The 23,628-nt window shown below is 67.1% G+C and carries 29 protein-coding genes and 1 pseudogene; 7 read left to right on the top strand and 23 right to left on the bottom strand.

Annotation, left to right across the window (positions count from 1 at the left end):
* Nucleotides 1-18 precede the first annotated feature (18 nt).
* The 9 genes from A7G45_RS12845 to secY all read right to left on the bottom strand — a co-directional run bounded on the left by A7G45_RS12845 (nucleotide 19) and on the right by secY (nucleotide 8,505).
* The gene (locus tag A7G45_RS12845) at nucleotides 19-1,062 is read right to left on the bottom strand and encodes a pyridoxal phosphate-dependent aminotransferase (protein ID WP_260937483.1); all 1,044 of its coding nucleotides are present in this window, start codon (nucleotides 1,060-1,062) and stop codon (nucleotides 19-21) included.
* The gene (locus tag A7G45_RS12840; RefSeq protein ID WP_110788949.1) at nucleotides 1,059-2,078 is read right to left on the bottom strand and encodes a 3-oxoacyl-ACP synthase III family protein; all 1,020 of its coding nucleotides are present in this window, start codon (nucleotides 2,076-2,078) and stop codon (nucleotides 1,059-1,061) included. Before A7G45_RS12840 ends, A7G45_RS12845 begins: the two co-directional genes overlap by 4 nt.
* 8 nt (nucleotides 2,079-2,086) lie before the next feature.
* Nucleotides 2,087-2,734, bottom strand: a complete 648-nt coding sequence (locus tag A7G45_RS12835; RefSeq protein WP_260937481.1) for a DUF8713 domain-containing protein — start codon at nucleotides 2,732-2,734, stop codon at nucleotides 2,087-2,089.
* Nucleotides 2,715-4,430 (bottom strand): thiamine pyrophosphate-binding protein, encoded by a 1,716-nt coding sequence (locus tag A7G45_RS12830; RefSeq protein ID WP_260937479.1) that lies wholly within the window; start codon nucleotides 4,428-4,430, stop codon nucleotides 2,715-2,717. Before A7G45_RS12830 ends, A7G45_RS12835 begins: the two co-directional genes overlap by 20 nt.
* 74 nt (nucleotides 4,431-4,504) lie before the next feature.
* Nucleotides 4,505-5,233, bottom strand: a complete 729-nt coding sequence (locus tag A7G45_RS12825) for an anti-sigma factor family protein (protein ID WP_260937478.1) — start codon at nucleotides 5,231-5,233, stop codon at nucleotides 4,505-4,507.
* Nucleotides 5,230-5,754, bottom strand: coding sequence for a sigma-70 family RNA polymerase sigma factor (locus A7G45_RS12820; protein ID WP_043401806.1), 525 nt, complete (start codon nucleotides 5,752-5,754; stop codon nucleotides 5,230-5,232). Before A7G45_RS12820 ends, A7G45_RS12825 begins: the two co-directional genes overlap by 4 nt.
* A 51-nt stretch (nucleotides 5,755-5,805) precedes the next feature.
* Nucleotides 5,806-6,609 carry a type I methionyl aminopeptidase gene (gene map, locus A7G45_RS12815; protein WP_260937476.1) on the bottom strand — a complete coding sequence of 268 codons (804 nt, stop codon included), beginning with the start codon at nucleotides 6,607-6,609 and terminating at the stop codon, nucleotides 5,806-5,808.
* A 28-nt stretch (nucleotides 6,610-6,637) separates the two neighbouring features.
* A complete protein-coding gene (locus tag A7G45_RS12810) occupies nucleotides 6,638-7,183 on the bottom strand; it encodes an adenylate kinase (RefSeq protein ID WP_043401800.1) in 546 nt (181 codons plus the stop codon).
* Entirely contained in the window at nucleotides 7,180-8,505 is a 1,326-nt protein-coding gene (gene secY, locus A7G45_RS12805; RefSeq protein WP_260937474.1) for a preprotein translocase subunit SecY, read from the bottom strand. The genes A7G45_RS12810 and secY overlap by 4 nt, the downstream gene beginning before the upstream one ends.
* 328 nt (nucleotides 8,506-8,833) lie before the next feature.
* Between secY and A7G45_RS12800 the strand changes: the two genes are divergently transcribed.
* The 4 genes from A7G45_RS12800 to A7G45_RS12785 are packed head-to-tail and all read left to right on the top strand — an operon-like array spanning nucleotide 8,834 to nucleotide 12,539.
* Nucleotides 8,834-9,763, top strand: coding sequence for a class I SAM-dependent methyltransferase (locus A7G45_RS12800; RefSeq protein ID WP_260937472.1), 930 nt, complete (start codon nucleotides 8,834-8,836; stop codon nucleotides 9,761-9,763).
* Nucleotides 9,764-9,784: 21 nt separating this feature from the next.
* Nucleotides 9,785-10,687: a class I SAM-dependent methyltransferase gene (locus A7G45_RS12795; protein ID WP_260937470.1), complete on the top strand. Its 903-nt coding sequence runs from the start codon at nucleotides 9,785-9,787 to the stop codon at nucleotides 10,685-10,687.
* Between the two features lie 14 nt (nucleotides 10,688-10,701).
* On the top strand, nucleotides 10,702-11,613 hold the full coding sequence (locus A7G45_RS12790) for a class I SAM-dependent methyltransferase (protein WP_260937469.1): 912 nt from the start codon (nucleotides 10,702-10,704) through the stop codon (nucleotides 11,611-11,613).
* Between the two features lie 5 nt (nucleotides 11,614-11,618).
* The gene (locus tag A7G45_RS12785) at nucleotides 11,619-12,539 is read left to right on the top strand and encodes a class I SAM-dependent methyltransferase (protein ID WP_260937467.1); all 921 of its coding nucleotides are present in this window, start codon (nucleotides 11,619-11,621) and stop codon (nucleotides 12,537-12,539) included.
* Between the two features lie 9 nt (nucleotides 12,540-12,548).
* On the opposite strand, the gene sppA is transcribed toward A7G45_RS12785, so the two are convergent.
* Entirely contained in the window at nucleotides 12,549-14,336 is a 1,788-nt protein-coding gene (gene sppA, locus A7G45_RS12780; RefSeq protein ID WP_260937465.1) for a signal peptide peptidase SppA, read from the bottom strand.
* A 107-nt stretch (nucleotides 14,337-14,443) separates the two neighbouring features.
* On the opposite strand from sppA, the gene A7G45_RS12775 reads away from it, so the two are divergent.
* Nucleotides 14,444-15,670, top strand: coding sequence for a serine hydrolase domain-containing protein (locus A7G45_RS12775; RefSeq protein WP_260937463.1), 1,227 nt, complete (start codon nucleotides 14,444-14,446; stop codon nucleotides 15,668-15,670).
* A 120-nt stretch (nucleotides 15,671-15,790) separates the two neighbouring features.
* On the opposite strand, the gene rplO is transcribed toward A7G45_RS12775, so the two are convergent.
* The 13 genes and pseudogenes from rplO to A7G45_RS12710 form a co-directional block, all read right to left on the bottom strand.
* On the bottom strand, nucleotides 15,791-16,234 hold the full coding sequence (gene rplO / locus A7G45_RS12770) for a 50S ribosomal protein L15 (RefSeq protein WP_043401780.1): 444 nt from the start codon (nucleotides 16,232-16,234) through the stop codon (nucleotides 15,791-15,793).
* The gene (gene rpmD / locus A7G45_RS12765) at nucleotides 16,234-16,413 is read right to left on the bottom strand and encodes a 50S ribosomal protein L30 (RefSeq protein ID WP_020101428.1); all 180 of its coding nucleotides are present in this window, start codon (nucleotides 16,411-16,413) and stop codon (nucleotides 16,234-16,236) included. The genes rplO and rpmD overlap by 1 nt, the downstream gene beginning before the upstream one ends.
* Before the next feature lie 2 nt (nucleotides 16,414-16,415).
* On the bottom strand, nucleotides 16,416-17,084 hold the full coding sequence (gene rpsE / locus A7G45_RS12760) for a 30S ribosomal protein S5 (protein ID WP_043401777.1): 669 nt from the start codon (nucleotides 17,082-17,084) through the stop codon (nucleotides 16,416-16,418).
* Between the two features lie 34 nt (nucleotides 17,085-17,118).
* Nucleotides 17,119-17,520 (bottom strand): 50S ribosomal protein L18, encoded by a 402-nt coding sequence (rplR, locus tag A7G45_RS12755; protein ID WP_043401775.1) that lies wholly within the window; start codon nucleotides 17,518-17,520, stop codon nucleotides 17,119-17,121.
* A 2-nt stretch (nucleotides 17,521-17,522) separates the two neighbouring features.
* Nucleotides 17,523-18,062: a 50S ribosomal protein L6 gene (gene rplF / locus A7G45_RS12750; protein ID WP_043401772.1), complete on the bottom strand. Its 540-nt coding sequence runs from the start codon at nucleotides 18,060-18,062 to the stop codon at nucleotides 17,523-17,525.
* A gap of 12 nt (nucleotides 18,063-18,074) precedes the next feature.
* Nucleotides 18,075-18,473 (bottom strand): 30S ribosomal protein S8, encoded by a 399-nt coding sequence (gene rpsH / locus A7G45_RS12745; protein WP_043401769.1) that lies wholly within the window; start codon nucleotides 18,471-18,473, stop codon nucleotides 18,075-18,077.
* A 403-nt stretch (nucleotides 18,474-18,876) separates the two neighbouring features.
* Nucleotides 18,877-19,062 carry a type Z 30S ribosomal protein S14 gene (locus tag A7G45_RS12740; RefSeq protein ID WP_005197641.1) on the bottom strand — a complete coding sequence of 62 codons (186 nt, stop codon included), beginning with the start codon at nucleotides 19,060-19,062 and terminating at the stop codon, nucleotides 18,877-18,879.
* Between the two features lie 2 nt (nucleotides 19,063-19,064).
* Nucleotides 19,065-19,628 (bottom strand): 50S ribosomal protein L5, encoded by a 564-nt coding sequence (gene rplE, locus A7G45_RS12735; RefSeq protein ID WP_133759585.1) that lies wholly within the window; start codon nucleotides 19,626-19,628, stop codon nucleotides 19,065-19,067.
* A 1-nt stretch (nucleotide 19,629) separates the two neighbouring features.
* Nucleotides 19,630-19,947 (bottom strand): 50S ribosomal protein L24, encoded by a 318-nt coding sequence (rplX, locus tag A7G45_RS12730; RefSeq protein ID WP_043401761.1) that lies wholly within the window; start codon nucleotides 19,945-19,947, stop codon nucleotides 19,630-19,632.
* Complete coding sequence (gene rplN, locus A7G45_RS12725) at nucleotides 19,947-20,315, bottom strand: 50S ribosomal protein L14 (protein ID WP_020101420.1); 369 nt, start codon at nucleotides 20,313-20,315, stop codon at nucleotides 19,947-19,949. Before rplN ends, rplX begins: the two co-directional genes overlap by 1 nt.
* Before the next feature lie 232 nt (nucleotides 20,316-20,547).
* Nucleotides 20,548-21,600, bottom strand: a pseudogene (locus tag A7G45_RS12720) (YeiH family protein); the annotation flags it as partial.
* 91 nt (nucleotides 21,601-21,691) lie between these two features.
* A complete protein-coding gene (locus A7G45_RS12715; protein ID WP_260937446.1) occupies nucleotides 21,692-21,817 on the bottom strand; it encodes a hypothetical protein in 126 nt (41 codons plus the stop codon).
* A gap of 119 nt (nucleotides 21,818-21,936) precedes the next feature.
* Nucleotides 21,937-22,527: a TetR/AcrR family transcriptional regulator gene (locus A7G45_RS12710; protein ID WP_260937444.1), complete on the bottom strand. Its 591-nt coding sequence runs from the start codon at nucleotides 22,525-22,527 to the stop codon at nucleotides 21,937-21,939.
* 99 nt (nucleotides 22,528-22,626) lie between these two features.
* Between A7G45_RS12710 and A7G45_RS12705 the strand changes: the two genes are divergently transcribed.
* Both A7G45_RS12705 and A7G45_RS12700 read left to right on the top strand, forming a co-directional pair.
* Entirely contained in the window at nucleotides 22,627-23,280 is a 654-nt protein-coding gene (locus A7G45_RS12705; RefSeq protein WP_260937442.1) for an FMN-dependent NADH-azoreductase, read from the top strand.
* Nucleotides 23,277-23,597 (top strand): DMT family transporter, encoded by a 321-nt coding sequence (locus A7G45_RS12700; protein ID WP_260937439.1) that lies wholly within the window; start codon nucleotides 23,277-23,279, stop codon nucleotides 23,595-23,597. The genes A7G45_RS12705 and A7G45_RS12700 overlap by 4 nt, the downstream gene beginning before the upstream one ends.
* The last annotated feature ends 31 nt before the right edge of the window (nucleotides 23,598-23,628 follow it).

Here is a 23,628-nt window from a genome sequence, read left to right as displayed (position 1 = left end):
GCCACAGATCCGATGCGGTCAGCCCCCGACGCTCGTCCCGTCCACCGCTTTCCGGATGGCCGCGAGCACTGCGCGCGACGACCTGCGGTCCCCGACAGTGATCCGCACGCCGCCATCGGCGTAGCTGCGCACGCGCGGGCCGTCATCGCCGAAGGTCCAGGCCCGCGCCCCACTCGGCAGGTAGACGAAGTTGGCGTGGCTGTCCGTGCAGTACACCCCCATCGACCGCAACCGCGCCCGCAGAAATGCCCCCTCCGCGGAGATCATCTGGATACGTTGCTGCAGTTGATCTTCCGCGTCGTAGGACGCGGCGACCGCCACCAACCCGGTGATGCCGATGCCGAACGGCAGCTGCATCCCCCACAGCTGACGGGCCAGCGGCGGGGCACACACGCCGTAGCCGATGCGCAGCCCAGCCAGCCCATAGGCCTTCGAAAAGGTGCGTACCACAACCAAATTGGGGTACCGCTCCACGAGCGAGGGGATGTCCAGGCACAAGTCAGGCGCCAGGAACTCCACATACGCCTCGTCCAGCAGGACCACCGTGCCGGACGGCACCCGATCCAGGAACCGGTACAGGTCAGCGGGCGACTCGACGGTCCCGGTCGGGTTGTGTGGCCGGCACACCACCACGACCCGCGCCCGTGCCGCAGCATCTGCCATGGCATCGAGATCGTGGTGACCATGCCGGTCCAGCGGCACCGTCACCGACCGCAATCGCGCCATCTGCGCGAAGATCGGGTAGCCGTCGAACGTCGGCGTTGCCGTCACCATCACGTCACCGGGCTTGGTGACGGCCTGCAGCACCTGCATGACCACGCCCGTGGCACCGGCGCCGACCACCACCTGTTCGTCGGCGACGCCGACGCGCCCGGCGATCAGCGATCGCAACCGCTGTGGCAGGAACTCCGGGTACCGGTTCACCACCTCGATCGACGCGGTCAGCGCGGCGCGCACCCCAGGCAGCGGGGGGAATGGATTCTCGTTGAGCGACAATGCCAACGGGTCGACCGCGGCAGGCAGCGAATCGACCGCGTCGGTCAACGCGCAGGTGGGCGTCATCGCTGGCCGCCCCACCGCACCGCGGCCGCGCCGGCGAAGTCACCGGCGTGCGCGAAAGCCGCCATCATCACGATGTCGCCCTTCTTGACCTGTCCGTCATCGATCGCCCGGTCCAGGTTGATCGGTACGCCCGCGGCGAACAGGTTGCCGCACTCTTCAAACGTGTCCCGGTGCCGCTCGGCGGGCAGCTCCAGCGCCTCACGCCAGTTCCGCAGGAACACCCGGTTCGGCTGGTTGGTGACCAGCAGGCCGATGTCCTTGGGCGCCAGCCCGATCCGGTCGCACACCGCATATGCCACCTCGGGAACCTGACGGTTACCGCGGGCCAGCACCTTGGTGATCTTGCTTTCGGTGAAGCCGATGCAGCCCTCCCCCGGCCCCGCCTGCCACCACTTGCGCGGCGGATCGACGGCCATGGTCATGTCACCGGCGTACTCGCCGTAGGTGCGGCATTCGACGTCGAGGATCGGCGAAACGTCCGACAGTGCAACCAGTCCCACGGCAGCACCGTCACCGGGTACGGACGCCTGCGCCTTGGGCCGGATGGTGGCCTGGTCGAAGACCTGACCCGCCGCGTTCTGCGCCACCGCCACCAGCGCCGTACGCCCCTCGCCGGACGCGAGCAACTGCCGGGCCAGCTTCAGGCCCAGGATGAAGGCCGCACACCCGCCGTTGTGCAGGTCGATCACCCAGTTCGGTTTCATGCCAAGACGATTCGCCATACCGCCGCCACCGCCGTAGAACGGCATGTCGGGCAGCTGGGTGTGGGTGATCAGCACGTCGACATTGGCCAGGACATCAGACCCGTGCCGGTCCACGATGCCCGCGGCGGCGCGTTCGACCATGTCGATGGCGGTCTCGTCGGGCGCCACGTGGTGCCGGAACTTCGGCGCCCGGAACATCAGGTTGTCCCGCAGGTCGTCGGAACCGGCGAATTGCGCGTAGTAGTCGGCACCGATCGGCTCGCCCGGGAGATAGGTCGAGACATCCAGAAGGCTGACGGCAGGCTGCTGCATCTTTTCGCTCACTTCATCCAGGCCGGGGTGATCGGCAGACCGTTGCGGTGCCGGTATTCGGCGATTGCCTTGAGGTTGTCCAGTTCCAGGCGGTGGCCCGCCCCGAACATGTCCCAGAAATCCCCGACCCACACGGGCCGCTGCGCGGGCGCCGCTTCCGGGTACGGGTTCTTGTCGTAGAACGGGTGGTGGCAGTTGGTCCACAGCACCACCGAGCCGGGCTTGTTCAGCACGGTCTGCGCGTCGACGACGCGCATCAGGTAGATCATCCAGAGGTGCTGACCCTGGTCCCACGCGCAGTGGTAGTCGACGGTCATCGCGTCACGGTTCGACACTGTGCGCGTGTAGATTTCGGTCTCCGAGCCCAGCCGGTCGTAGGCCAACCAGAGGCCGGGCTCGGTGGTCTCGGTGAACCCGCGCAGGCTGTAGGTCCACTCCTCCAGGCTGCGGGTGTCCGACAGGTACTCGAACAATTCCTCCGGCGGGCAGTCGATGTAGTCGTTGACGGTGCAGTACTCACCGAAGACCACGTCGTGCGGGTACACCGACCGCATCATCTCCATGATGATCGGGGTGGCCTTCTCCCGGGGCGCGTTCTCGATGCGGGTGATCCCGTCGATCGGTAGGGCGATGTCTTCAAGCGCGGGCAGCGACATGCTGGGGGCTCTCTTTCTGCGTCTGTTGGGTGACTGAATCGAGAAATGGTGCGAACGTGGGGATTTCGTCAGCGGAACATTCGACGCTGACCACCGATGGTCCGTGCCGGCTGAGCGCTTCGGTCAGCGCGCCGGCCAGCTGCGGCAGCTCGGTGACGTCGGTTGCGTGCAGGCCGGGGAACATCGCGGCCAGACCGGCGCCGAGCCGCGCCGGAGTGAAGCGGTTGTAGCTGTAGCGGTCGCCGTAGAACAACTGCTCGCGGGTGACGCACATGGCGTGGGCGTTGTTGTTGAACAGCACAAAGGTGATCGGGAGCCGGTACTGCACCGCGGTGTGCACTTCCATGCCGTGCATGAAGAAGGAGCCGTCGCCGGCCACCACCACGGTCCGGTATTGCGGCCCAGCGGTTTTCGCCCGGGCAAAGCACATGCCGATGGCGGCGCCGAAACTGTATCCCATGCCGCCCATTCCGAGCGCCACCACGAAGCGCCCGGCCCGGCGCACCGGCAGCCCGTGCACCGCCGAAGCGCCGGTGTTGCCGGCGTCGACGACGATGTCGGCGCCATCGGGCACCAGCTCGTCGAGCAGCGTGACGGTATCGCGGTACCGGATGCCGGGTCCCTCGTGCACTGGTGGCTGAAGTTCGTTGTGCGGCAACGGATCCAGGACCCGAAGCCCATGGGCACGGCCGGCCCCCGTCAGCGACCGGGTCAGCGCTGTCAGTGACGCCCGCAGATTGGTCGAATTCACGTGTGTTGTCGGGACATACGGCCGCTGCGCCCCGAGCGAGACGGCCTGTACCCCGGCCAGGGCGCTGTCGAGACCAGCGCGGGCCGTCACCGACAGACGTGTCCCGACCACCAGGCACACCGCGCTGCGGGAGATCGCATCGACCACCCGCGGATGACCCATCACGCCGGTGACTCCCAGCCACGACGACTGACCCAAGCCTGGAGAGCCGCTGACATCCTTGGCATCGGGAACCGTGGCGACCCAGGCCCGCAGCACCGACCGCAGCTCCTCGAGTTCACGGCGGGCATCGTCGCGGGCCACCTGCTCGCCGGCGATGATGGTGACCGGCCCCAGGGCCCGGCGCAGCACCTCGGCGATCGGCCCGGGATCAGCCAGCAGCGAATCCTGAACCGCAGCAACTGGATTGACCATATCGATCATCGCCTGCTGGACGTCCTTCGGCAGTAGCAGCACCGCCGGACCGCCACTGTCGGCCGCCGCCAGCGCCTCCGCCAGCGCCGGCACGATGTCCTCGGGTGCCGTCACGCGACGGCAGTACACCGACACCGCGGAGAACAGGGCCACCGCATCGAGTGACCCGGAGCGCCCACTGGTGTCCTGAAAGCTGCCTCGGCCGTCCAAACCGGTCGGCGCCTGCCCCACCAACGCCAGTACCGGTACTCGGCTGGCCAGTGATTCACCCAGTCCCGCAACCAGATTCAGCGATCCGCCACCCGATGTCGCGGCCACCACCCCGACCCGGGACACCGCACGGCTGTAGCCGTCGGCCATCGTGGCCGCGGAGAACTCGTGCTTCGCCAGGATCGCGGTGATGTCGTCACTCAGGAACGCCGCGTCGAACAGGTCCTCGATGTTTGCCCCGTCGACACCGAAGAAATATTCGATGCCCGACGCCGCAAGTTGCGTGATGATGTGATCCACCACCCGATGCCTGCCGACCATCTGCCACCTGCTTCCGCTCGTCTAACCAAGACACGAAGCGGAGCGCCGGATGGTTCAACGCCGCCAGGAAAAATCTACAAATTGCGCTCGAGCAGCACCTTGCCACTGTCAGCGGAAACCAGTTGTACCGCAGCAATTTCCGAAACCTGCATCGGCGTGTTACCGCTCGGCAACGCAGTGGCACCGGACATGCCGAACCACGTGGCGATCTGCGCGCGGCTGCCGTCGCGGCCCACCACGACCATACCCAGGTTGGTCGGCGGGGCTGCCGGTCCACTGGACCAGTCGCCGTAGCTGCACGCCATGTCGATCCGGGTGCCCCAACCGAAGCTGCTCAGCGCGATGGTGGCGTTGAACGGAGTGGGTGCCACGTGCTGCATGGGCAGCTGCTGCGCCTGCTCCTGAGCCTGGCCGCCGCCGAAGAACTCCGGCTGGACCACGGCCACCGCACCGACTGCCAGTACCGCCGCGGCCAGGCCGGCCACTGCCGTCGTCACCCAGCGGGTCCGGCGCCGGCGCCACCGCACCTTGGCCAACACTGAATCGAGCACCTCGGGGCGCAACGGCGGTTCCGGCTGCTCGGCACTGATCTCCTGCACATCGGCCAACTGCAGTAGGCCCAGTAGGGCCGGCATGCCACTGATCTCAGAGACCGCATCGCGGCACCGCGCGCAGGTGTGCAGGTGCGCCTCGTACTCGCGGCGTTCCGCGCTGGACAGCGAGCCCAGCACGTAGGCGGCGTCCCAGGTTTCGTACCGGTCGCCGTCAAAGGGTCCAATGGACTCGATCAGGTGTGCGCTCACCGAGTCACCCCCATTTCCTGCAGATTCAGGCGCAACGCCCGGACCGCGTAATGCAGCCTCGACTTCACTGTGCCCTCGGCGATCTGAAGCTCCGCCGCGATCTGCGCGACGCTCAACTGCCGGTAGTACGCGCGCTCGATCACGGCGCGATGGTCGACGGAGAGCTGACTCAGGGCGCCCCCGAGCAACATCCGATCCAAGGTGATATCCACTTCATCGGTAGCCTTCGGGTCCGTCCGATCCTCGGCCTCCACCACCTCCGACGAGGTGGTCTCGTGCCGGCGCCGGGCGCTGCGCTGCTCATCGATGATCAGGTTGCGGGCGACGGTGTAGAGCCAGGCCCGCGGGGACTGGTCGGTGTCGGATACGACGTCGGGATGCCGCCACGCCCGCAGCAATGTCTCCTGCACGACGTCCTCGGCACGCGCCGAGTCCTGCGTCAGTCTCAGGGCATAACGCCAAAGGGCGCCAGCGTGCTCGTCATAAAGCACCCGCATCATGGCGGCCTCCGGATCGCTCATGCACCAACCTCCGTCATTGACACGAGATCAGGGGCGATCCGGTTCACCGAATCAGTCGCGCAGGAGGGTCAGAATTCTGGGTCCGTCCTCGGTGACCGCAACGGTGTGTTCCCAGTGTGCGGCACGGGAGCCGTCCTTGGTGACAACAGTCCATTCATCTTCGAGGATGACCGTCTTGGAGCTGCCCAAGGTCAGCATCGGTTCGATCGCCAGCACCGAGCCGGGTTCCAGGAACGGGCCCCGGCCGGGCGATCCCTCGTTCGGCAGGAACGGGTCCATGTGCATCTCTTGGCCGATGCCGTGGCCGCCGTAGCCTGCGACGATGCCGAACTTGCGGTCATAGCGGGCGGATGCGGCGCGGGTGGCCACCTCGATGGCGTGCGAGACGTCGGTCAGCCGGTTGCCGGGCACCATGGCGGCGATCCCCGCCTCCATGGACTCGCGGGTGGCGTCGGACAGCTTCTGGTCGGCGTCGATCAGCGGGCCGACGCCGAACGTCACCGCCGAGTCGCCGTGCCAGTCGTTGAGGATGGCGCCGCAGTCGATGGACACCAGATCACCGCTGGCGAGCACCTCGTCGGCGGTCGGAATCCCGTGCACCACGCGGTCGTTGACCGACGCGCAGATGGTCGCCGGGAAACCGTGATAGCCCAGGAAGGACGGGATGCCGCCGCCATCGCGGATGACGAACTCGGCGATCTGGTCCAGGTCGAGGGTGGACACCCCCGGCGCGGCGGCCTCACGAACCGCTTTCAGCGCGGCCGCCACCAGGGAGCCGGCAGCCGCCATGGCGTCCAGTTCGCCGGGAGTCCGCTGCGGGACGACCTTGCGGCCGCGTCGGGGAAGACCAATCATCGATAACTACTTCAACCGGATTGGCGGCTTAGCCGCCGAGCGCCTGCAGGGCGCGGGCGAAAACCTCGTCCAGGCTGCCCACGGCGTCGACCGACACGAGCTCGTCCTGGTAGTAGTCGAGCAGCGGGGCGGTCTCGTCCCGGTACACCTTCATGCGGTTGAGGATGACCTCTTCGGTGTCGTCGGCGCGGCCACGGCTCTTCAGCCGGGTCAGCAGCTCGGACTCCGACACGCGGAACTCCAGCACCGCGTCCAGCTTCAGGCTGCGCTTGGCCAGCATCTCGCGCAGCGCCACGGCCTGCTCGACCGAGCGGGGGAAGCCGTCGAGGATGAACCCGGCGGCGGTGTCGTCGGCGTCGAGACGGTCGTCGACCAGCGCGTTGGTCAGCTCTGCCGGGACCAGGTCGCCGGCGTCGAGGTACTTCTTGGCCTCGACACCGAGCGGGGTGCCTTTGCTGATGTTGCTACGGAACAGATCACCCGTGGAGATCTGCGGGATGCCGAACTTCTCGGCCAGCTTCTCGGCCTGAGTGCCCTTGCCTGCTCCCGGCGGTCCCAGCAGAACCATTCTCATTTGAGGAACCCTTCGTAGTTGCGCTGCATGAGCTGGCTCTCGATCTGCTTGACCGTGTCCAGACCCACGCCAATCATGATCAGCACGGCCGTACCGCCGAACGGCAAGTTCTGCACGCTACCGGAGTTGCCCATCTCGAGGAACAGATTGGGCAGGACGGCGATGACACCGAGGTAGATCGAGCCAGGCAGCGTGATCCGGCTCAGGACGTACCGCAGGTAGTCCGCCGTCGGCTTGCCCGGCCGGATGCCCGGGATGAAGCCACCGAACTTCTTCATCTCGTCCGCCCGCTCATCGGGGTTGAACGTGATGGACACGTAGAAGTACGTGAAGAAGATGATCAGGCCGAAGTAGATCGCGATGTAGACCGGGTCGGCCGGGTTGGTCAGGTACTTGGCGATTGCCTTGGACCACCAACCGTTGGACGCGTTCGGATCGCCCGCGGTGACCAGCTGGGTGATCAGGTGCGGGATGTAGATCAGCGACGAGGCGAAGATGACGGGGATGACGCCGGCCTGGTTGACCTTCAGCGGCAGGTAAGTAGAAGTGCCGCCGTACATGCGACGACCCACCATGCGCTTGGCGTACTGCACCGGGATACGGCGCTGGCCCTGCTCGACGAAGACCACACCGACGATGATGATCAGCGTCGCGGCCAGGACCGACGCGAAGACCACGCCGCCGCGGCTCTCCAGGATGGACTGGCCTTCGGACGGGATACGGGCCGCGATACCGGCGAAGATCATCAGCGACATGCCGTTGCCGATGCCACGTTCGGTGACCAGCTCGCCCATCCACATGACCAGGGCGGCGCCCGCGGTCATGACCAGCACGATCACCACGAGGGTGAAGATGCTCTGGTCCTGGATGATGTTCAGCGTGCAGCCCTGCAGCAGGTTGCCGCTGGCGGCCATCGCGACGATCGAGGTGCCCTGCAGAACGGCCAGCGCGATCGCGAGATAACGCGTGTACTGCGTCATCTTGGCCTGACCGGACTGACCTTCCTTCTGGAGCTGTTCGAAGCGTGGAATGACCACGACCAGCAGCTGCACGATGATGCTCGCGGTGATGTATGGCATCACGCCGACCGCCAGCACCGATAGATGCAGTAGCGCACCGCCGGAGAACAGGTTGATCAGCGAGTAGACCTGCGCTGCGTCACCGCCACTGACCTGCTCGATGCACTTCTGCACGTTCGGGTAGTTCACCCCGGGGGACGGCAATGCAGCACCGGCCCGATACAGGATGACTACACCCAGCGTGAAGAGGATCTTGCGTCGCAGATCGGCCGTCCGCAGGGACGAGATAAAAGCCGAAAGCACTCTTCCTCCTGCGCAGCCGAGCTCGGGCCGCGGCGTGCTGATGGGGCTGGTCAGGTCCAGCGTTTGGTTAATTCCGTGCGCGACCAACAGCAGGTACCCGACCTGTCTGGACGCGCCGTCAAATCAGTCTCCGAGAATAACAGTTGCCGTCCCCCCGACCTGCATCCGCACGGCGCCGGACCCTTCCCAGCCAGCCCGGACCGGTCGAAACCTGCCGCCACCCGGCATTTCTGCCGCGTTCAGGAAGGGCGCGTACAGTCGCCGACAGGTTGTTACATGAGCTAACTACCGGCCCCTTCACCGGGTAACACACGACAGGAATGACGCGATGGCACGCACTGACAACGACACCTGGGACCTGGCATCGAGCGTAGGAGCGACCGCGACCCTGGTGGCCGCCGCTCGCGCCCTCGCCACCCACTCCGAGGATCCGATCATCGACGATCCGTTCGCCGCTCCCCTGGTCCGCGCCGTCGGGGTCGAGTTCTTCACCAAGTTGGTCGACGGCGCCACCGATCCGGCCCAGTTCGGCGCCGGCTACGGCCCGACCATGGCGCAGCTGACCAACGGGATGGCGGCCCGCACCCGATTTTTCGACGACTTCTTCCACGACGCCGGCAAGGCCGGCATCCGGCAGGCCGTCATCCTGGCGGCCGGCCTCGACGCCCGGGCCTACCGCTTGGCCTGGCCGGCAGGCACAGTCGTCTACGAACTGGACCAGCCCGACGTCATCGAGTTCAAGACCAGAACCCTGTCCGAACTGAACGCTGGGCCGACCACCGAGCGGCGCGCAGTGGCGATCGACCTGCGCGACGACTGGCCGGCCGCGCTGCGGGCCGCGGGTTTCGACCCGACCAAGCCGACGGCCTGGATCGCCGAGGGATTGTTCGGCTACCTGCCGCCGGAGGCCCAGGACCGCTTGCTGGACCAGATCTCCGAGCTGTCCGCACCAGGTAGCCGGATGGGCGCCGAAGGCGTACCGGCCACACCGGACCTCGACGAGGACGCCGTGCGGGAACGCATGAAATCGGCCTCGGAGCACTGGCGCGAGCAGGGCTTCGACCTGGACTTCAGCGATCTGGTCTATCTGGGCGACCGGGCCGATGTGGCCACCTACCTGCAGGGCCATGGCTGGCAGACGACCGCCATCACCGCCAATGACCTGCTGATCCGCAACGGCCTGGCCCCGGTCGAGGTCGACCCCGACAGCGACCACCCCACGATGGGCGAGGTCAACTACGTCACCGCGCTGCGCTGATCCCCTGATAGGAGTGAACCGATGACCCGGACCGACAGCGACACCTGGGATCTGGCCTCGAGCGTGGGCGCGACCGCGACCATGGTGGCCACCGCCCGCGCCCTGGCCACCAAGGAAGCGGAGCCGCTCATCAACGATCCGTACGCCGATCCGCTGGTGCGGGCCGTCGGCGTCGAGTTCTTCATCAATCTGCTCGACGGGCAGATCGATCTCACCGGCGAGGTCGGGACGGCCGCCGCCATGATGACCAATCTGATGGCCGTGCGGACGAAGTTCTTCGACGACTTCTTTACTTCTGCGACTGCAGCCGGCATCCGGCAGGCCGTCATCCTCGCCGCGGGCCTCGACTCGCGGGCCTACCGGCTGGACTGGCCGGCCGGCACCGTCGTCTACGAGATCGACCAGCCCGAGGTGATCGCCGCCAAGACCGGGACCATGGCTCAGATCGGGGCCACACCCACCTGCCAACGCCGCACGGTCGCGATCGATCTGCGCGAGGACTGGCCCGCCGCACTGCGCGCCGCCGGGTTCGATTCTTCGGCGCCGACGGCCTGGATCGCCGAGGGACTGCTGATCTACCTGCCGCCCGAGGCACAGGACAAACTCTTCGACAACATCACCGCGCTGTCGGCGCCCGGCAGCCGGCTGGCCACCGAGTTCCACACCGACCACGGCGCGGGCATGCGTGAGCGCGGCGCGGCCATGAGCGAGCGGTGGCGCGGCGCCGGCCTTGACCTCAACCTGACCGACCTCTGGTACCAGGGCGACCGGACCTCGGTCGTCGAGCACCTGGATGCCAGTGGCTGGCACACCACGGCCCGCCCGCGACTCGAAGTGTTCGCCGAGTACGGCCGCCCCCTCGCCGAGACCGAAGACACTGCGGCACTGCGTAATTCACTTTCCGTGACGGCCATCAAGAACTAGGAGCTGGGAGAAAAATGACACGAACTGACGGAGATTCCTGGGACCTGGCCTCCAGCGTCGGGGCCACCGCCACCATGGTCGCGGGGCAGCGTGCCCTCGCCCACCGCGAGCAACTGATCGACGACCCGTACGCCGAGCCGCTGGTCCGGGCCGTCGGACTGGACTTCTTCACCAAGGCGCTGGACGGCGAGATCGACTTCGGTGACGTGAACCCGGCCTTCACCCCGCGCCGCGCCGCGGAGGGCATGACGGTGCGCACCCGCTGGTTCGACCAGTTGTTCCTCGACGCGGCCGCCGCCGGCGTCCGGCAGGCGGTGATCCTGGCTGCCGGTCTGGATGCGCGCGCCTACCGGCTGCCGTGGCCCGACGGCACCGTCGTCTTCGAGGTGGACCAGCCCGAGGTCATCGAGTTCAAGTCCACGACCCTGGCCGACCTGGGCGCCGCCCCCACCGCCGCCCGGCGCGCCGTCGCCGTCGACCTGCGCGACGACTGGATGCAGGCACTGCGGGACAACGGCTTTGACCCCGCGGCACCCACCGCGTGGATCGCCGAAGGGCTGCTGATCTACCTGCCGCCGGAGGCCCAGGACCGGCTGTTCGACAACATCACCGCGCTGTCGGCACCCGGCAGCTTCGTGGCCGCCGAGCAGGTCGGCGACCTGAGCAGCGCGTTCGACGACGAGCGGATGCAGGCGATGCGTGAGCGGATGAAGGCGCTCGGTTCGAACATCGAGATCGCCGACCTGATCTACCAGGGCGACCGCAACCACGTCACCGACTACCTGACCGGACTCGGCTGGGACGTCACCGCGCGGTCGGTCGAAGAGGCGCACACCGACAACGGTTTCCAGTACCCGGACGACGAACTGTCCCGGGCCTGGACGCAGCTGAAGTACGTCCGCGCAGTGCTGAACCGGAAGGCGTAACCGCGATGGCACGGACACACGGGGACAGCTGGGATCTGGCGTCGAGCGTGGGCGCGACGGCCACCCTGGTCGCGACCGGGCGGGCGATTGCCAGCACCCACCCACACGGTTTGATCAACGATCCGTTCGCGGCGCCGCTGGTGCGCGCCGTCGGGATCGAGGCGTTCACCAACATGGTCGACGGTGTACTGGACCTCGCCGCTCTCGAGGCCTTCGCGCCCGATGCCGCGGTACGGGCCCGGGCCAACATCGACGAAATGGCCGTTCGTACCCGGTTTTTCGACGACTACCTCCTGACGGCGACCGACGGCGGCATCCGGCAGGCCGTCATCCTGGCCTCCGGACTGGACTCCCGCGCGTACCGGCTGCCCTGGCCCGACGGCACGGTGGTCTACGAGATCGACCAGCCGGATGTCATCGAGTTCAAGACCCAGACCCTGGCCGGTCTCGGCGCGGCGCCGACGGCTGAGCGGCGGACCGTCGCGATCGATCTGCGCGAGGACTGGCCGGCGGCGTTGCAGGCAGCCGGTTTCGATCCCAGCCGGCCGACGGCGTGGTTGGCCGAAGGTCTGCTGATCTACCTGCCACCGGAGGCCCAGGACAAGCTGTTCGACAACATTCATGAGCTCAGCGCACCCGGTAGCGCCGTGGCCACCGAATTCGTGCCCGGGCTGAAGGATTTCGACGCTGACAAGGCTCGTGAAGCCGCCGCGGGGTTCGCGCAGCTCGGCTTGAACTTGGACATGCCGTCGCTGGTCTACCACGGCGAAAGGCATTCCGCCGCAGACTATCTGGCAGCCAAGGGCTGGCAGACGACCGGCGTCGGCCGGTCCGACCTGCACACCAGGTACGGGCTGGCGGCAGCAGATCTCGGCGGCGACGATCCTATGCGCGAGATCATCTACATCAGCGGCACTCTCGGCTGAGCCCGCTTCCTAGAAGCGGTAGTCACCCAGCCAGAGCGCGCTGACCCCGGTCATCGACCGCTCGGCCGCACCGAGCGCGCCGACGAGTGAACGGCCGAGCAGTGCCGCCACCGCGTCCGGCAACGACGCCGCCGCGGGTTGCGACGAGGCCTTGGGCCGCACGTGGTCCAGCAGCGACGAACCCGGGTAGTTGACGACCTTGGCGGTCGCGTCGGGATCCAGTCCGGCCAGCACCTTGGCCCGGCGCACGGCGGTCCGCAGCCCGCCGAGTTCGTCGACCAGGCCGTGTTCCAGCGCATCGGCGCCGGTCCAGATGCGGCCGCGCGCCACCTGCTCGACGGCCTCGACCGGCAGGTTGCGGCCGTCGGCGACGCGTTCGACGAAGTCGGTGTAGAACAGGTCGGCCTCGGCCACCACGTGCGCGTGCTGGGCCTCCGTGAAGGGCTGGTTCGCGGACCAGGCGTCGGCATTCTCGTTGGTACGCACGGCATCCGAACCGACACCGAGCCGTTCCTTGAGGCCTTTCGTGACGAGCTTGCCCGTCACGACGCCGATGGATCCGGTGATGGTGCCGGCGTTGGCGACGATGTGGTCGGCCGCCATCGACACGTAGTAGCCGCCCGACGCGGCGACCGCACCCATCGACGCGACGACGGGCGTGCCGGCCTCGCGCAGCCGCACCACCTCACGCCAGATGGTTTCCGAACCGGTGACCGCGCCACCGGGGCTGTCCACCCGGAGCACGACGGCTGCGACGTCGTCATCGGCAGCGGCCTCACGCAGGGCGGCGGCGATGGTGTCACCGCCGACGCTCGACGGGCCGGGCGGGAAGGCGCTCGGGCCGCCGCGACCGCTGACGATCGGCCCCGCCATGGTGACGACGGCGATGGTCGGCTTGTGCTTGATGCCCGGCAGCGGCGGCACCTCGGGCAGGGTGTGTCCGGCGGTGGCTTTGGCGTACCGGGACAGGAACAACCGCGGCGGCGCGTCCTTGCCGTCGGCTTCGGCTGTGCCGCCGATCAATTCACCGACCCGGGCATACGCCTCGTCCCGGAAACCGATGCGGTCCACGAGCTTGGCTGCCAGCGCGTCGTCGCGCAGCAGCGGCGCCCGGTCGACCAGGGTGTCGAGTTCGTCGGCGTCGACGTCGCGGGATGCGGCGATGGCGGCCAGCACCTGGGCGTGCAGGCTCTCGATGAGCCGGCCGTCGGCCTCGCGGTGCGGCTCGGTGTAGCGGTCCTGTGTGAACATGTTGGCCGCCGACTTGTACTCACCGCGCGCCACGAACTGTGCCTCGATGCCCGCCTTGTCGAACGCGTCGCGCAGGAACAGCGCGTTGGTGGCGAAACCCACCAGCCCGACCGTGCCCGACGGCTGCATCCACACTTCGCGGAACGCCGAGGCCAGGTAGTACGACATGGTGCCGGGGTAGGTCTCGGCCCAGGCCACGGACGGTTTGACGGCGCTGAACGCGGCGATGGCGTCGCGCAGTTCCTGCACCGGACCGGCTGCGGCAGCGGGCAATTGGACCCGGGCGATCAGCCCGGCCACGCGCTTGTCGTCGGCCGCGCGGTGGATGGCGGCGACGGCGTCGCGCAGCACCAGGGGCCGGGAGTTGCCCATGACGAAGGCGATCGGGTCGAAGCCGGCGGTCTCCGGCGGCACGGCCTGCAGGTCGAGTTCCAGCACGCAGCCGTTCGGCACGCCGTGGTGACGCGCGGTGTCGACCTTGCGGACAAGAGCACGCAACTCATCGGGGCCGGGAAGACCGGGCAGGCTGGGCCGGAAAGCAAACATCTTCCGAGCCTACCGACTCGCCGCCGAGTGCCGAGCAGACGCAAATGTCCCGCGAATGCCGCCGATTCGGGGACATTCGCGTCTGCTCACGGGAGAGGATCAGGGCCATGGTGCTGAAAGTCTCCGTCTCCCCCGACCTGGTCCACGGCGATGCCGACGACGGCTACGGCAAGGTCGCCGATGCGTTCCGGGCCAACTTCGCGGCGGGCAGCGAGGTGGGCGCGGCCCTGTGCGTCTACCGCGACGGCCGCAAGGTGGTCGACATGTGGGGCGGCTACCGCGACGGGGTCACCAAGACGCCGTGGCAGGCCGACACCATGGTCAACATGTTCTCGTCGACGAAAGGTGTTGCGGCCCTTGCCGTTGCGCACGCGGCGTCGAAGGGACTGTTCGACTACGACAAGCGGGTGGCCGAGTACTGGCCCGAGTTCGCCGCGCAGGGCAAGGACGAGGTCACCGTGCGTCAGCTGCTGGCCCACCAGGCCGGGTTGTGTGTCCTGACCCCGAATCCGCTGCTGTCCGACATCGCCGATCCGGTGCGGCTCTCCGCCATCCTGGCCGCCCAGAAACCGGCTTGGACGCCGGGCACCCGGCACGGGTATCACGCCATCACCATCGGTTGGTACGAGTCCGAGCTGATCCGTCGCACCGACGGCCGCACCCTCGGCCGCTACCTCGCCGAGGAGATCACCGGGCCGTTGGGCCTCGACCTGTACATCGGCCTGCCCGACTCTGTCGATCGGGGCCGGCTTGCCACGTTGCACCATTGGCAGCGCCACGAATCACTGAAGCATCTGAATGTCATGCCGGCGGGGTTCCTGCTCGGCAGCCTGAACCCGCGGGGGCTATTGGCCAGGACCGCGGCGATCCCGGCCGACATCGACCCCTACGCCGGCGACTACAACACCGACCGGGTGCGTCGCGTCGAGATTCCGTCGGCCAACGGCACCGGGACCGCCCGCGCGCTGGCCGGCCTCTACGGCGCCGCGGCGGTCGGCGGGACCGAAATAGGTTTCACCCCAGAGACTTTCGACGCCTTGGCCGCGCCGCCGAGAAACCCGTCAGGTGGGACGCGGGACAAGGTGATGCGTGCCGAGATCGCGTATGCGCTCGGCTTCTGCAAACCCATCCCGACCTTCGACTTCGGCTCCTCGGGTAAGGCCTTCGGCACGCCCGGGTTCGGCGGCTCGTTCGGCTTCGCCGACCCGGACACCGGCGTCGGGTTCGGCTACGTGATGAACCGGCTGGGCTTCCACTTGGTCAGCGATCCCCGGGAACTCGCGGTGCGCCAGGCGCTCTTCCGCGACGTCCTCGGCGCCCGGGTGCAGACCTAGTCTCGTCGACGTCGATCCTGTACCGAGGGCGCAAAAGTCCGAGTGGCGCCCGCCCTCAGGACAGGATCAACACAACGAAGAAGGGCCCCGCCGAAGCGAGGGCCCTTCTCTGTGGAGCAATTACAGCTCGGTCGCGCTACCACCGGCAGCGGTGATCGCCTCACGGGCGCTACCGCTGAACTTGTTGGCGGTGACGTCGAGCTTGACGGCCAGCTTGCCGTCGCCGAGGACCTTGACCAGGTTGTTCTTGCGAACCAGGCCAGCGGCCACCAGCTCGTCCACGCCGACGGTGCCGCCCTGCGGGAACGCCTTGGCGAGATCGCCGACGTTCACCACCGCGTACTCCGTGCGGAAGCGGTTGCGGAAGCCCTTGAGCTTCGGCAGACGCATGTGGATCGGCATCTGGCCACCCTCGAACGTCACGGGGACGTTCTTGCGGGCCTTGGTGCCCTTGGTACCACGGCCAGCGGTCTTACCCTTGGAGCCCTCACCACGACCGACGCGGGTCTTGGCCTTCTTGGACCCCTTGGCCGGCTTCAGGTCGTGCAGCTTGATGACACTCATTACGCCTCCTCGACGGTGACGAGGTGGTTGACCACCGCGAGCAGACCACGGGTCTGCGCGTTGTCCTCGCGAACGACGGACTGGCGGATCTTGCGCAGTCCCAGCGTCCGCAGGCTCTCGCGCTGCTTCCACCGGGCACCCACGGTGCCACGCACCTGGGTGATCTTCAGTTCAGCCATGATTATGCCGATCCTTCACGCGCTGCCGATGCGGCCAGCGCTTCTGCCTCACGCCGGGCCCGCAGCATGCCGGCCGGCGCAACATCTTCGATGGGCAGGCCACGACGGGCCGCCACTTCCTCGGGACGCTGAATCATCTTCAACGCGGCAACGGTGGCGTGCACCACGTTGATCGCGTTGTCGCTGCCCAGCGACTTGGCCAGGACGTCGTGCACGCCGGCGCATTCCAGCACCGCGCGGCAAGCGCCACCAGCGATGACACCGGTACCCGGGCTGGCCGGACGCAGCATCACGACACCGGCAGCGGCCTCGCCCTGAACCGGGTGCACGATGGTGGCGCCGATCAGCGGGACCCGGAAGAAGCTCTTGCGAGCCTCCTCGACACCCTTGGCAATGGCGGCCGGAACTTCCTTGGCCTTGCCGTAGCCGACGCCCACCATGCCGTGGCCGTCACCGACGATCACCAGGGCGGTGAAGCTGAAGCGCCGACCACCCTTGACCACCTTCGAAACGCGGTTGATGGTGACAACGCGCTCGATGTAGTTGCTCTTCTCACCACGGTCGTCGCCGCGACCACGGCCACCGCGGTCATCGCGGCGACCGCGGCCGTCACGGTCACCACGACCGCCACGGTTGTCCTGCGCCGAAGCGGCGCCAGCCTGCTCGGCCATTATGCAGTCCTTCCGGTCATCTTGAAGTAAGTCATTAGAACGTCAACCCGCCTTCACGAGCGGCGTCGGCGAGAGCGGCGATCCGGCCGCCGTAGGTGTATCCACCACGGTCGAACACCACCTCGGAGATGCCGGCTGCCTTGGCGCGCTCGGCGATCAGCTGACCCACCCGGGTGCTGACGGCCTTCTTGTCGCCGTCGACGGCACGCACGTCGGCCTCGATGGACGACGCGGCGGCCAGCGTGGTGCCGGTCAGGTCGTCGATCACCTGGACGTGGATGTGCCGCGAAGAGCGGTTGACCATCAGGCGCGGACGCTCGGACGTGCCGGCGACCTTCTTGCGCAGACGGGCGTGACGACGCAGACGCGCCACCCGACGGGTCTCAGAGATGTTCTGGCCCAACGGCTTACGCTTGTCAGTCTCAGTGTTGGCCATTGCTACTTACCTGTCTTTCCGACCTTGCGGCGGATCTGCTCACCCTCGTAGCGAATGCCCTTGCCCTTGTACGGGTCGGGGCGACGCAGGCGGCGGATGACTGCCGAGATCTGGCCGACTTTCTGCTTGTCGATGCCGGACACCGAGAACTTCGTCGGGGTCTCGACTGCGAACGTGATGCCCTCTGGGGCCTCGATCAGCACCGGGTGGCTGTAGCCGAGCGCGAACTCCAGGTTCGAGCCCTTGGCCTGCACGCGGTAACCAACGCCGAAGATTTCCATCTTGGTGGTGTAGCCCTGCGTCACACCGGTCACCAGGTTGGCGATCAGCGTGCGGGACAGTCCGTGCAGCGAGCGGTTACGACGCTCGTCGTTCGGACGGGAGACCACAACGGCACCTTCGTCGTTACGCGACACCTCGATGGGCTCGGCAACGTCGAGCGCCAGGGTGCCCTTGGGGCCCTTCACGGCGATGCTCTGGCCTTCGATGGTCACATCGACACCGGCCGGAATGAGAACCGGCTGCTTTCCAATACGCGACATGTTTTCTGCCCCCTACCAGACGTAAGCGAGGACTTCGCCGCCCACGCCTTGTCGAGCTGCCTGGCGGTCGGTGAGCAGGCCAGAGGACGTGGAGATGATCGCCACGCCAAGGCCACCCAGAACCCGCGGCAGGTTGGTGGATTTCGCGTACACCCGCAGACCGGGCTTGGACACCCGGCGGAGGCCGGCGATGCTGCGCTCGCGGCTGGGGCCGTACTTGAGGGACACAATGAGGCTCTTGCCCACGCGGGCGTCCTCTGTGCGGTAGTCGGTAATGTAACCCTCCTTCTTGAGGATCTCGGCGATGTTCGCCTTGATCTTCGAGTGGGGCAGGGTCACCTCGTCGTGGTACGCCGAGTTGGCGTTGCGCAGACGTGTCAAGAAGTCTGCGATCGGATCCGTCATTGTCATGACAGCGTTGATCAACCTTTCTCGCTGCGGTTCCCATGCATCACGCCCGTGTCGGTCCCACCTTGCGGTGGCTCGGCACGTCACATCGTGGGCCTGCTACGAAGTGTTTTCCCGTATCTGACCGAGGTCGGTCAGGGGCCGTGCATCGGTAGTGCAATCCAGTTTCAGAAGGCACATGCCGATCGGCCATTGGGCTGAAAAGCCCATGGCAACCTGCCCAGTGTAGACAATCCGCAGCTCAGGGCCAAATCCGTGCGAATCGGCGCCGAGCGTGGGGGTTGACGCGGATTTCCGGCCGGATTTCCGCGCAATCCCCCACTCTCGACGCACAAAAAAACCGCCCCGGTCACGAGGACCGGGGCGGCTTTCTACAGCTTTCTACAGCGTCATGAGACGGGCAGAGTCACCAGCTGGACTTCTGCACACCGGGCAGCTCGCCGGCGTGGGCCATCTCCCGCAGGCAGATTCGGCACAGGCCGAACTTGCGGAACACCGAGTGCGGGCGACCGCACTTGTTGCAGCGGGTGTAGCCACGCACCGCGAACTTCGGCTTCTTGTTGGCCTTGTTGACCAGAGCCTTCTTTGCCATTGTCAGTTCTCCTTGAACGGGAAGCCCAGGGCCCGCAGCAACGCACGGCCTTCGTCGTCAGTGGTGGCCGAGGTGACGACCGTGATGTCCATGCCGCGGGGGCGGTCGATCGAGTCGACGTCGATCTCGTGGAACATGGACTGCTCGTTGAGGCCGAAGGTGTAGTTGCCGCTGCCGTCGAACTGCTTGGCCGACAGACCGCGGAAGTCGCGGATACGGGGCAGTGCGATCGAGATCAGGCGGTCCAGGAACTCCCACATGCGGTCACCACGCAGGGTGACGCGGCAGCCGATGGGCATGCCCTCACGCAGCTTGAACTGCGCGATGGACTTGCGGGCCTTGCGGATTTCCGGCTTCTGGCCGGTGATCAGCGTCAGGTCGCTGACCGCGCCGTTGATCAGCTTGGCGTCGCGGGCGGCGTCACCGACACCCATGTTGACGACAACCTTGACCACGCCGGGGATCTGCATGACGTTGGCGTAGTTGAATTCATTGCTGAGCGCGTCGCGGATCTCTTCGCGGTAGCGCGTCTTCAGCCGGGGCTGAGTCTTTTCCACTGTGGTCATCTCAGATGTCCTTGCCGTTGCGCTTCGAGATACGGACCTTCTTGCCGTTCTCCTCATCGACGCGGTAGCCGATGCGGGTGGCGTTGCCGTCGGAGTCGACCACCATCACGTTCGAAACGTGGATCGGCGCCTCCTGGGTGACGATGCCACCCGACGATGCACCGCGCTCGTTCTGAGACTGCGCAGTGTGCTTCTTGATCCGGTTGACGCCCTCAACGAGCACCTTGTTGCGGGTCGGGTAGGCCTCGATGACCTTGCCCTTGGCACCCTTGTCCTTGCCGGCGATAACCAGCACGGTGTCGCCCTTGTGCACCTTCATCACAAAACCTCCGGGGCCAGCGAGACGATCTTCATGAACTTCTTCTCGCGCAGTTCGCGACCGACCGGCCCGAAGATGCGGGTACCGCGGGGGTCATTGTCGTTCTTGATGATGACGGCGGCGTTCTCGTCGAACTTGATGTAGCTGCCGTCCGGCCGGCGGCGCTCCTTGACGGTGCGCACGACGACGGCCTTGACCACGTCACCACGCTTGACGTTGCCGCCCGGGATGGCGTCCTTGACGGTCGCCACGATGATGTCGCCGATGCCGGCGTAGCGCCGCGACGAGCCACCGAGCACGCGGATGCAAAGGATTTCCTTTGCGCCCGTGTTGTCGGCGACCTTGAGTCGCGATTCCTGCTGAATCACTCGATCTCCTGACCTGGATTTTGTATGCACGCCAGATACCGACCTGGACGTGCGCGGTCTTGTTGTCCAAAGGCACGCGAAGTCACGTGATGACCGGGGTCTGCCCTGGGCAACCCCTACATACTAGGCGAGCAGCCATAACGCTCCAAATCGCTGCTCGATCCACCCCGAAACAGACGAAATGGCCGCCGCCATTCGATGGCAACGACCAGTTCGTCGATCTCGCGGTCGGTCAGCCGACGACACCCCAGCCCAGCACCCGCGATGTCAGCAGCACCAACGCCAGCGACACCGTCGCCACCACGACCAGACCGATCACCGCGACGACGAGCGGGCGCCAGCCGGTGCGCGCGATCTGCCGGAAGTCGGTGGACAGCCCCACCCCGGCGAAGGTGAGCAGGAACGCCCATTTGGACACCGCGGCCAGGTTCGCGACCTGCCCCTTGCTCAGCAACCCGGCGGTGACGACGGCCGACACCGCCAGGAAGCCGAGCACGAACTTCGGGAACTTCTGCCAGATGAAGGCCGCCTTGGCGCGCACCCCGGAGGCGACTGCGTCGGCCTCGCCCCGGGCGGCCCAGTAGATGGCGAAGCCGAGGACCACGAAACCGATCAGCGCGTTGCGCACCGACTTCACCAGGACGGCGGTCTTGCCGGCCTCGTCGGAGAAGAGGTACCCGGTGGCCGTCGTCTCGGCCGTGTTGTCCACCGCGAGGCCGGCCCACAGCCCGAACTCGTGATCGGTCAGGCCGATGGCGTGGCCCAGCGGCGGCAGCACGAACAGGGCGACGGCGCCGAGCGCCAGGATCGACGCGATCGCGTAGCTGACTTCGGAATTGCGCGCCCGGATGGCGCCCTTGGCCGCGATGATCGCCGACACCCCGCAGATCGACGTCCCGATCGCCAGTAGCGAGCCGAGCTTGCCCGACAGTCCGAACCACCGGGCCGCGGCGATGATGATCGCGCCCGCGACCGTCATGTCGATGAGAATCTGCAGCAGGCTGGTGGCACCGAGCTTGAGGACGTCGCCGAGTACGAATCGGGCACCCAGCAGGACGATGCCGACCTTGAGCCAGAACTCGTAGGTGCCGACGCCAGGGCGGAAGATCCGGTGCAGGCCAACGGTGTTGGTGATCACCAGTCCGAAAACGATGGCCCACAAGACGTATTCGATGTCGGGCACGCGCCAGTGCTCGTGCTTGGCCAATGCCAGCCAGCCGATTTGGGCGTATTTGCCCGCCAGGCCCACCGCCACCAACAGCAGCAGACCGGGCAGGTAGTCGACGAATCGACGGGCGCCGGTGTGCTGTTCGAGGTCGTCCTCGGCTGCCGGCTCGACCTGGTCGGCCGCGCCGGCCGTGTCCACACTCATCGCGTCACCAACCGATCTTCGGCAGCACGCCCGCCACCGCGAGCGCGGTCACGGCGAGGCCCAGAATCGTTGCCCACCAATCGGTCCCGACGCGGCTCACCCAGCCGCGCGTCGTCTCGGACTCAGTCATCACGCCTCTCCCATCACCCGATGTCGGCTCATCGTGGCGTGCGCCGCGTCCACTGCACAGGGATCCGATCGCGCTGAATCTGAAACCTCGACGACGATGCCCTCGCCGAGCGATGGCGCTCAGCCGAGAATCGAGTGCGCCAACCGGGTCAGCGCGCCGCTGATCTGCGCGACGGACAGGCCACGGTCGCGCTGGTGCTGGAAGTTCTCAGCGGCCAACGGCGCCAACAGAATGTCCACCAGAGGATCGGGCTCGGCGACGTCGGCCTGCATCAGGAGGGCGCGAACGTGGGCAGCCCAGAAACCGTAGGCCCCGGTGCGGAAGCGCGCGCCGCCCACTTCGGCACCGAGCGCCAAGTCCACATGCCGGTCGAGGAGCTCGACCATGGCGGCGTAGAACGCCGAAAGTCGTTCGGCCGGAGGAGCTCCCGGCCCGAGCGGCGGGCTACCGGAGATCAGCTCTCGCTGCAACGCGCGTTCGTGTTCGTCGAGCAGCGCGACGGCAATGGCCGCGGTGTTGGGATAACGCCGATACAGGGTGCCGCGTCCGACGCCGGCCGCCGTGGCGATGTGTTCCATCGTGACGCTGCGTGGGTCGCGGCCGGCGAAGACTGCCGCGGACGCAGCCAGGATCCGGGCCCGATTGCGCGCGGCGTCGGCACGCTCGGTGCCGGCGGCGTCACCACCGAGCAGGTCCACGCCGATGTCCATCTCCGCACAATAACCCACATCCGGAATAAGTGGACACAACGTCCGATTACCCCTCATGATCACAACCGGACACAACGTCCACTTAATCGGAGGATGGTCATGACCACGTTGCTTCACCTGGATGCCAGTGCCCGCAACCCCTCGATCAGCAGGCAGGTCAGCTCCGAGTTCGCGCAGGCCTGGCGCGCGGCGGCGCCCGCCGGCAGCTACCGCTACCGCGACGTGGCGGCCGATCCGGTGCCGTTCATCGACGCCGGCTGGACCGAGATCTGCGATGCGGCGCTCGCCGCCGGCGTCACCGACCTCGACGAGCTGGCCACCCTGGCGCGCACGCCGGTCCAACTCGCGGCCTGGGCCACCGTCGAGCCGTTGCTCGCCGAGTTACGTTCCGCCGACGTCGTGCTGATCGGCACGCCGATGTACAACTATTCGATTCCGGCGTCGCTCAAGGCCTGGCTGGACCAGGTGACGTTTCCCCGAATGTCGTTGGCACCCAGACGATTCGTGGTCACTACCGCACGCGGCGGCGCCTACTCACCGGGCGCACCGAAGGCAGCCTTCGACTACCAGGAGCGGTTCCTGCGCGACTTCTTCGCCGGGCACTTCGCCGTCACCGACACCGTGTTCATCAATGCCGAATTGGCCAACTCCCGGCTGGATCCCGCGCTCGCGCAGTTCCGGGCCGGACATGACGCATCCCTGACGGCCGCGCTCAGCGCTGCCCGCGCATTGGCGGTGGAGTACGCGAAATGAACTGGCTGATCCTCGCTTTGGCCGGCGCGGTGGAGATCGCCTGGTCACAGAGCATCAAACCGACCGACGGGTTCACCCGCCTGCTACCGACGATCGTCTGCGTACTGGTCGGCGCGTTGTCGGTGTACCTGTTGTCGCTGGCGATGCGGACCTTGCCGGTCGGCACCGCGTACGCGGTGTTCACCGGCATCGGCGCGGTCGGGGCCATCGCCATCGGGGTGCTGGTCCACAAGGATCCGCTGAGCACCGGCCGCGCAGTGGCCTTGTCGATGATCGTCGGTGGAATTGTGTTGGCCCGCTTGACCAATCCCGAGTGACGGCCGTCGCGCCGGTTGCCGGCCTCGGCCG

Origin of the sequence: Mycolicibacterium llatzerense, assembly GCF_025331195.1 — a bacterium.
Classification (GTDB): domain Bacteria; phylum Actinomycetota; class Actinomycetes; order Mycobacteriales; family Mycobacteriaceae; genus Mycobacterium; species Mycobacterium llatzerense.
The sequence above is the reverse complement of the archived record's forward strand: the minus strand, read 5'-3'. Positions and strand labels throughout refer to the sequence as shown.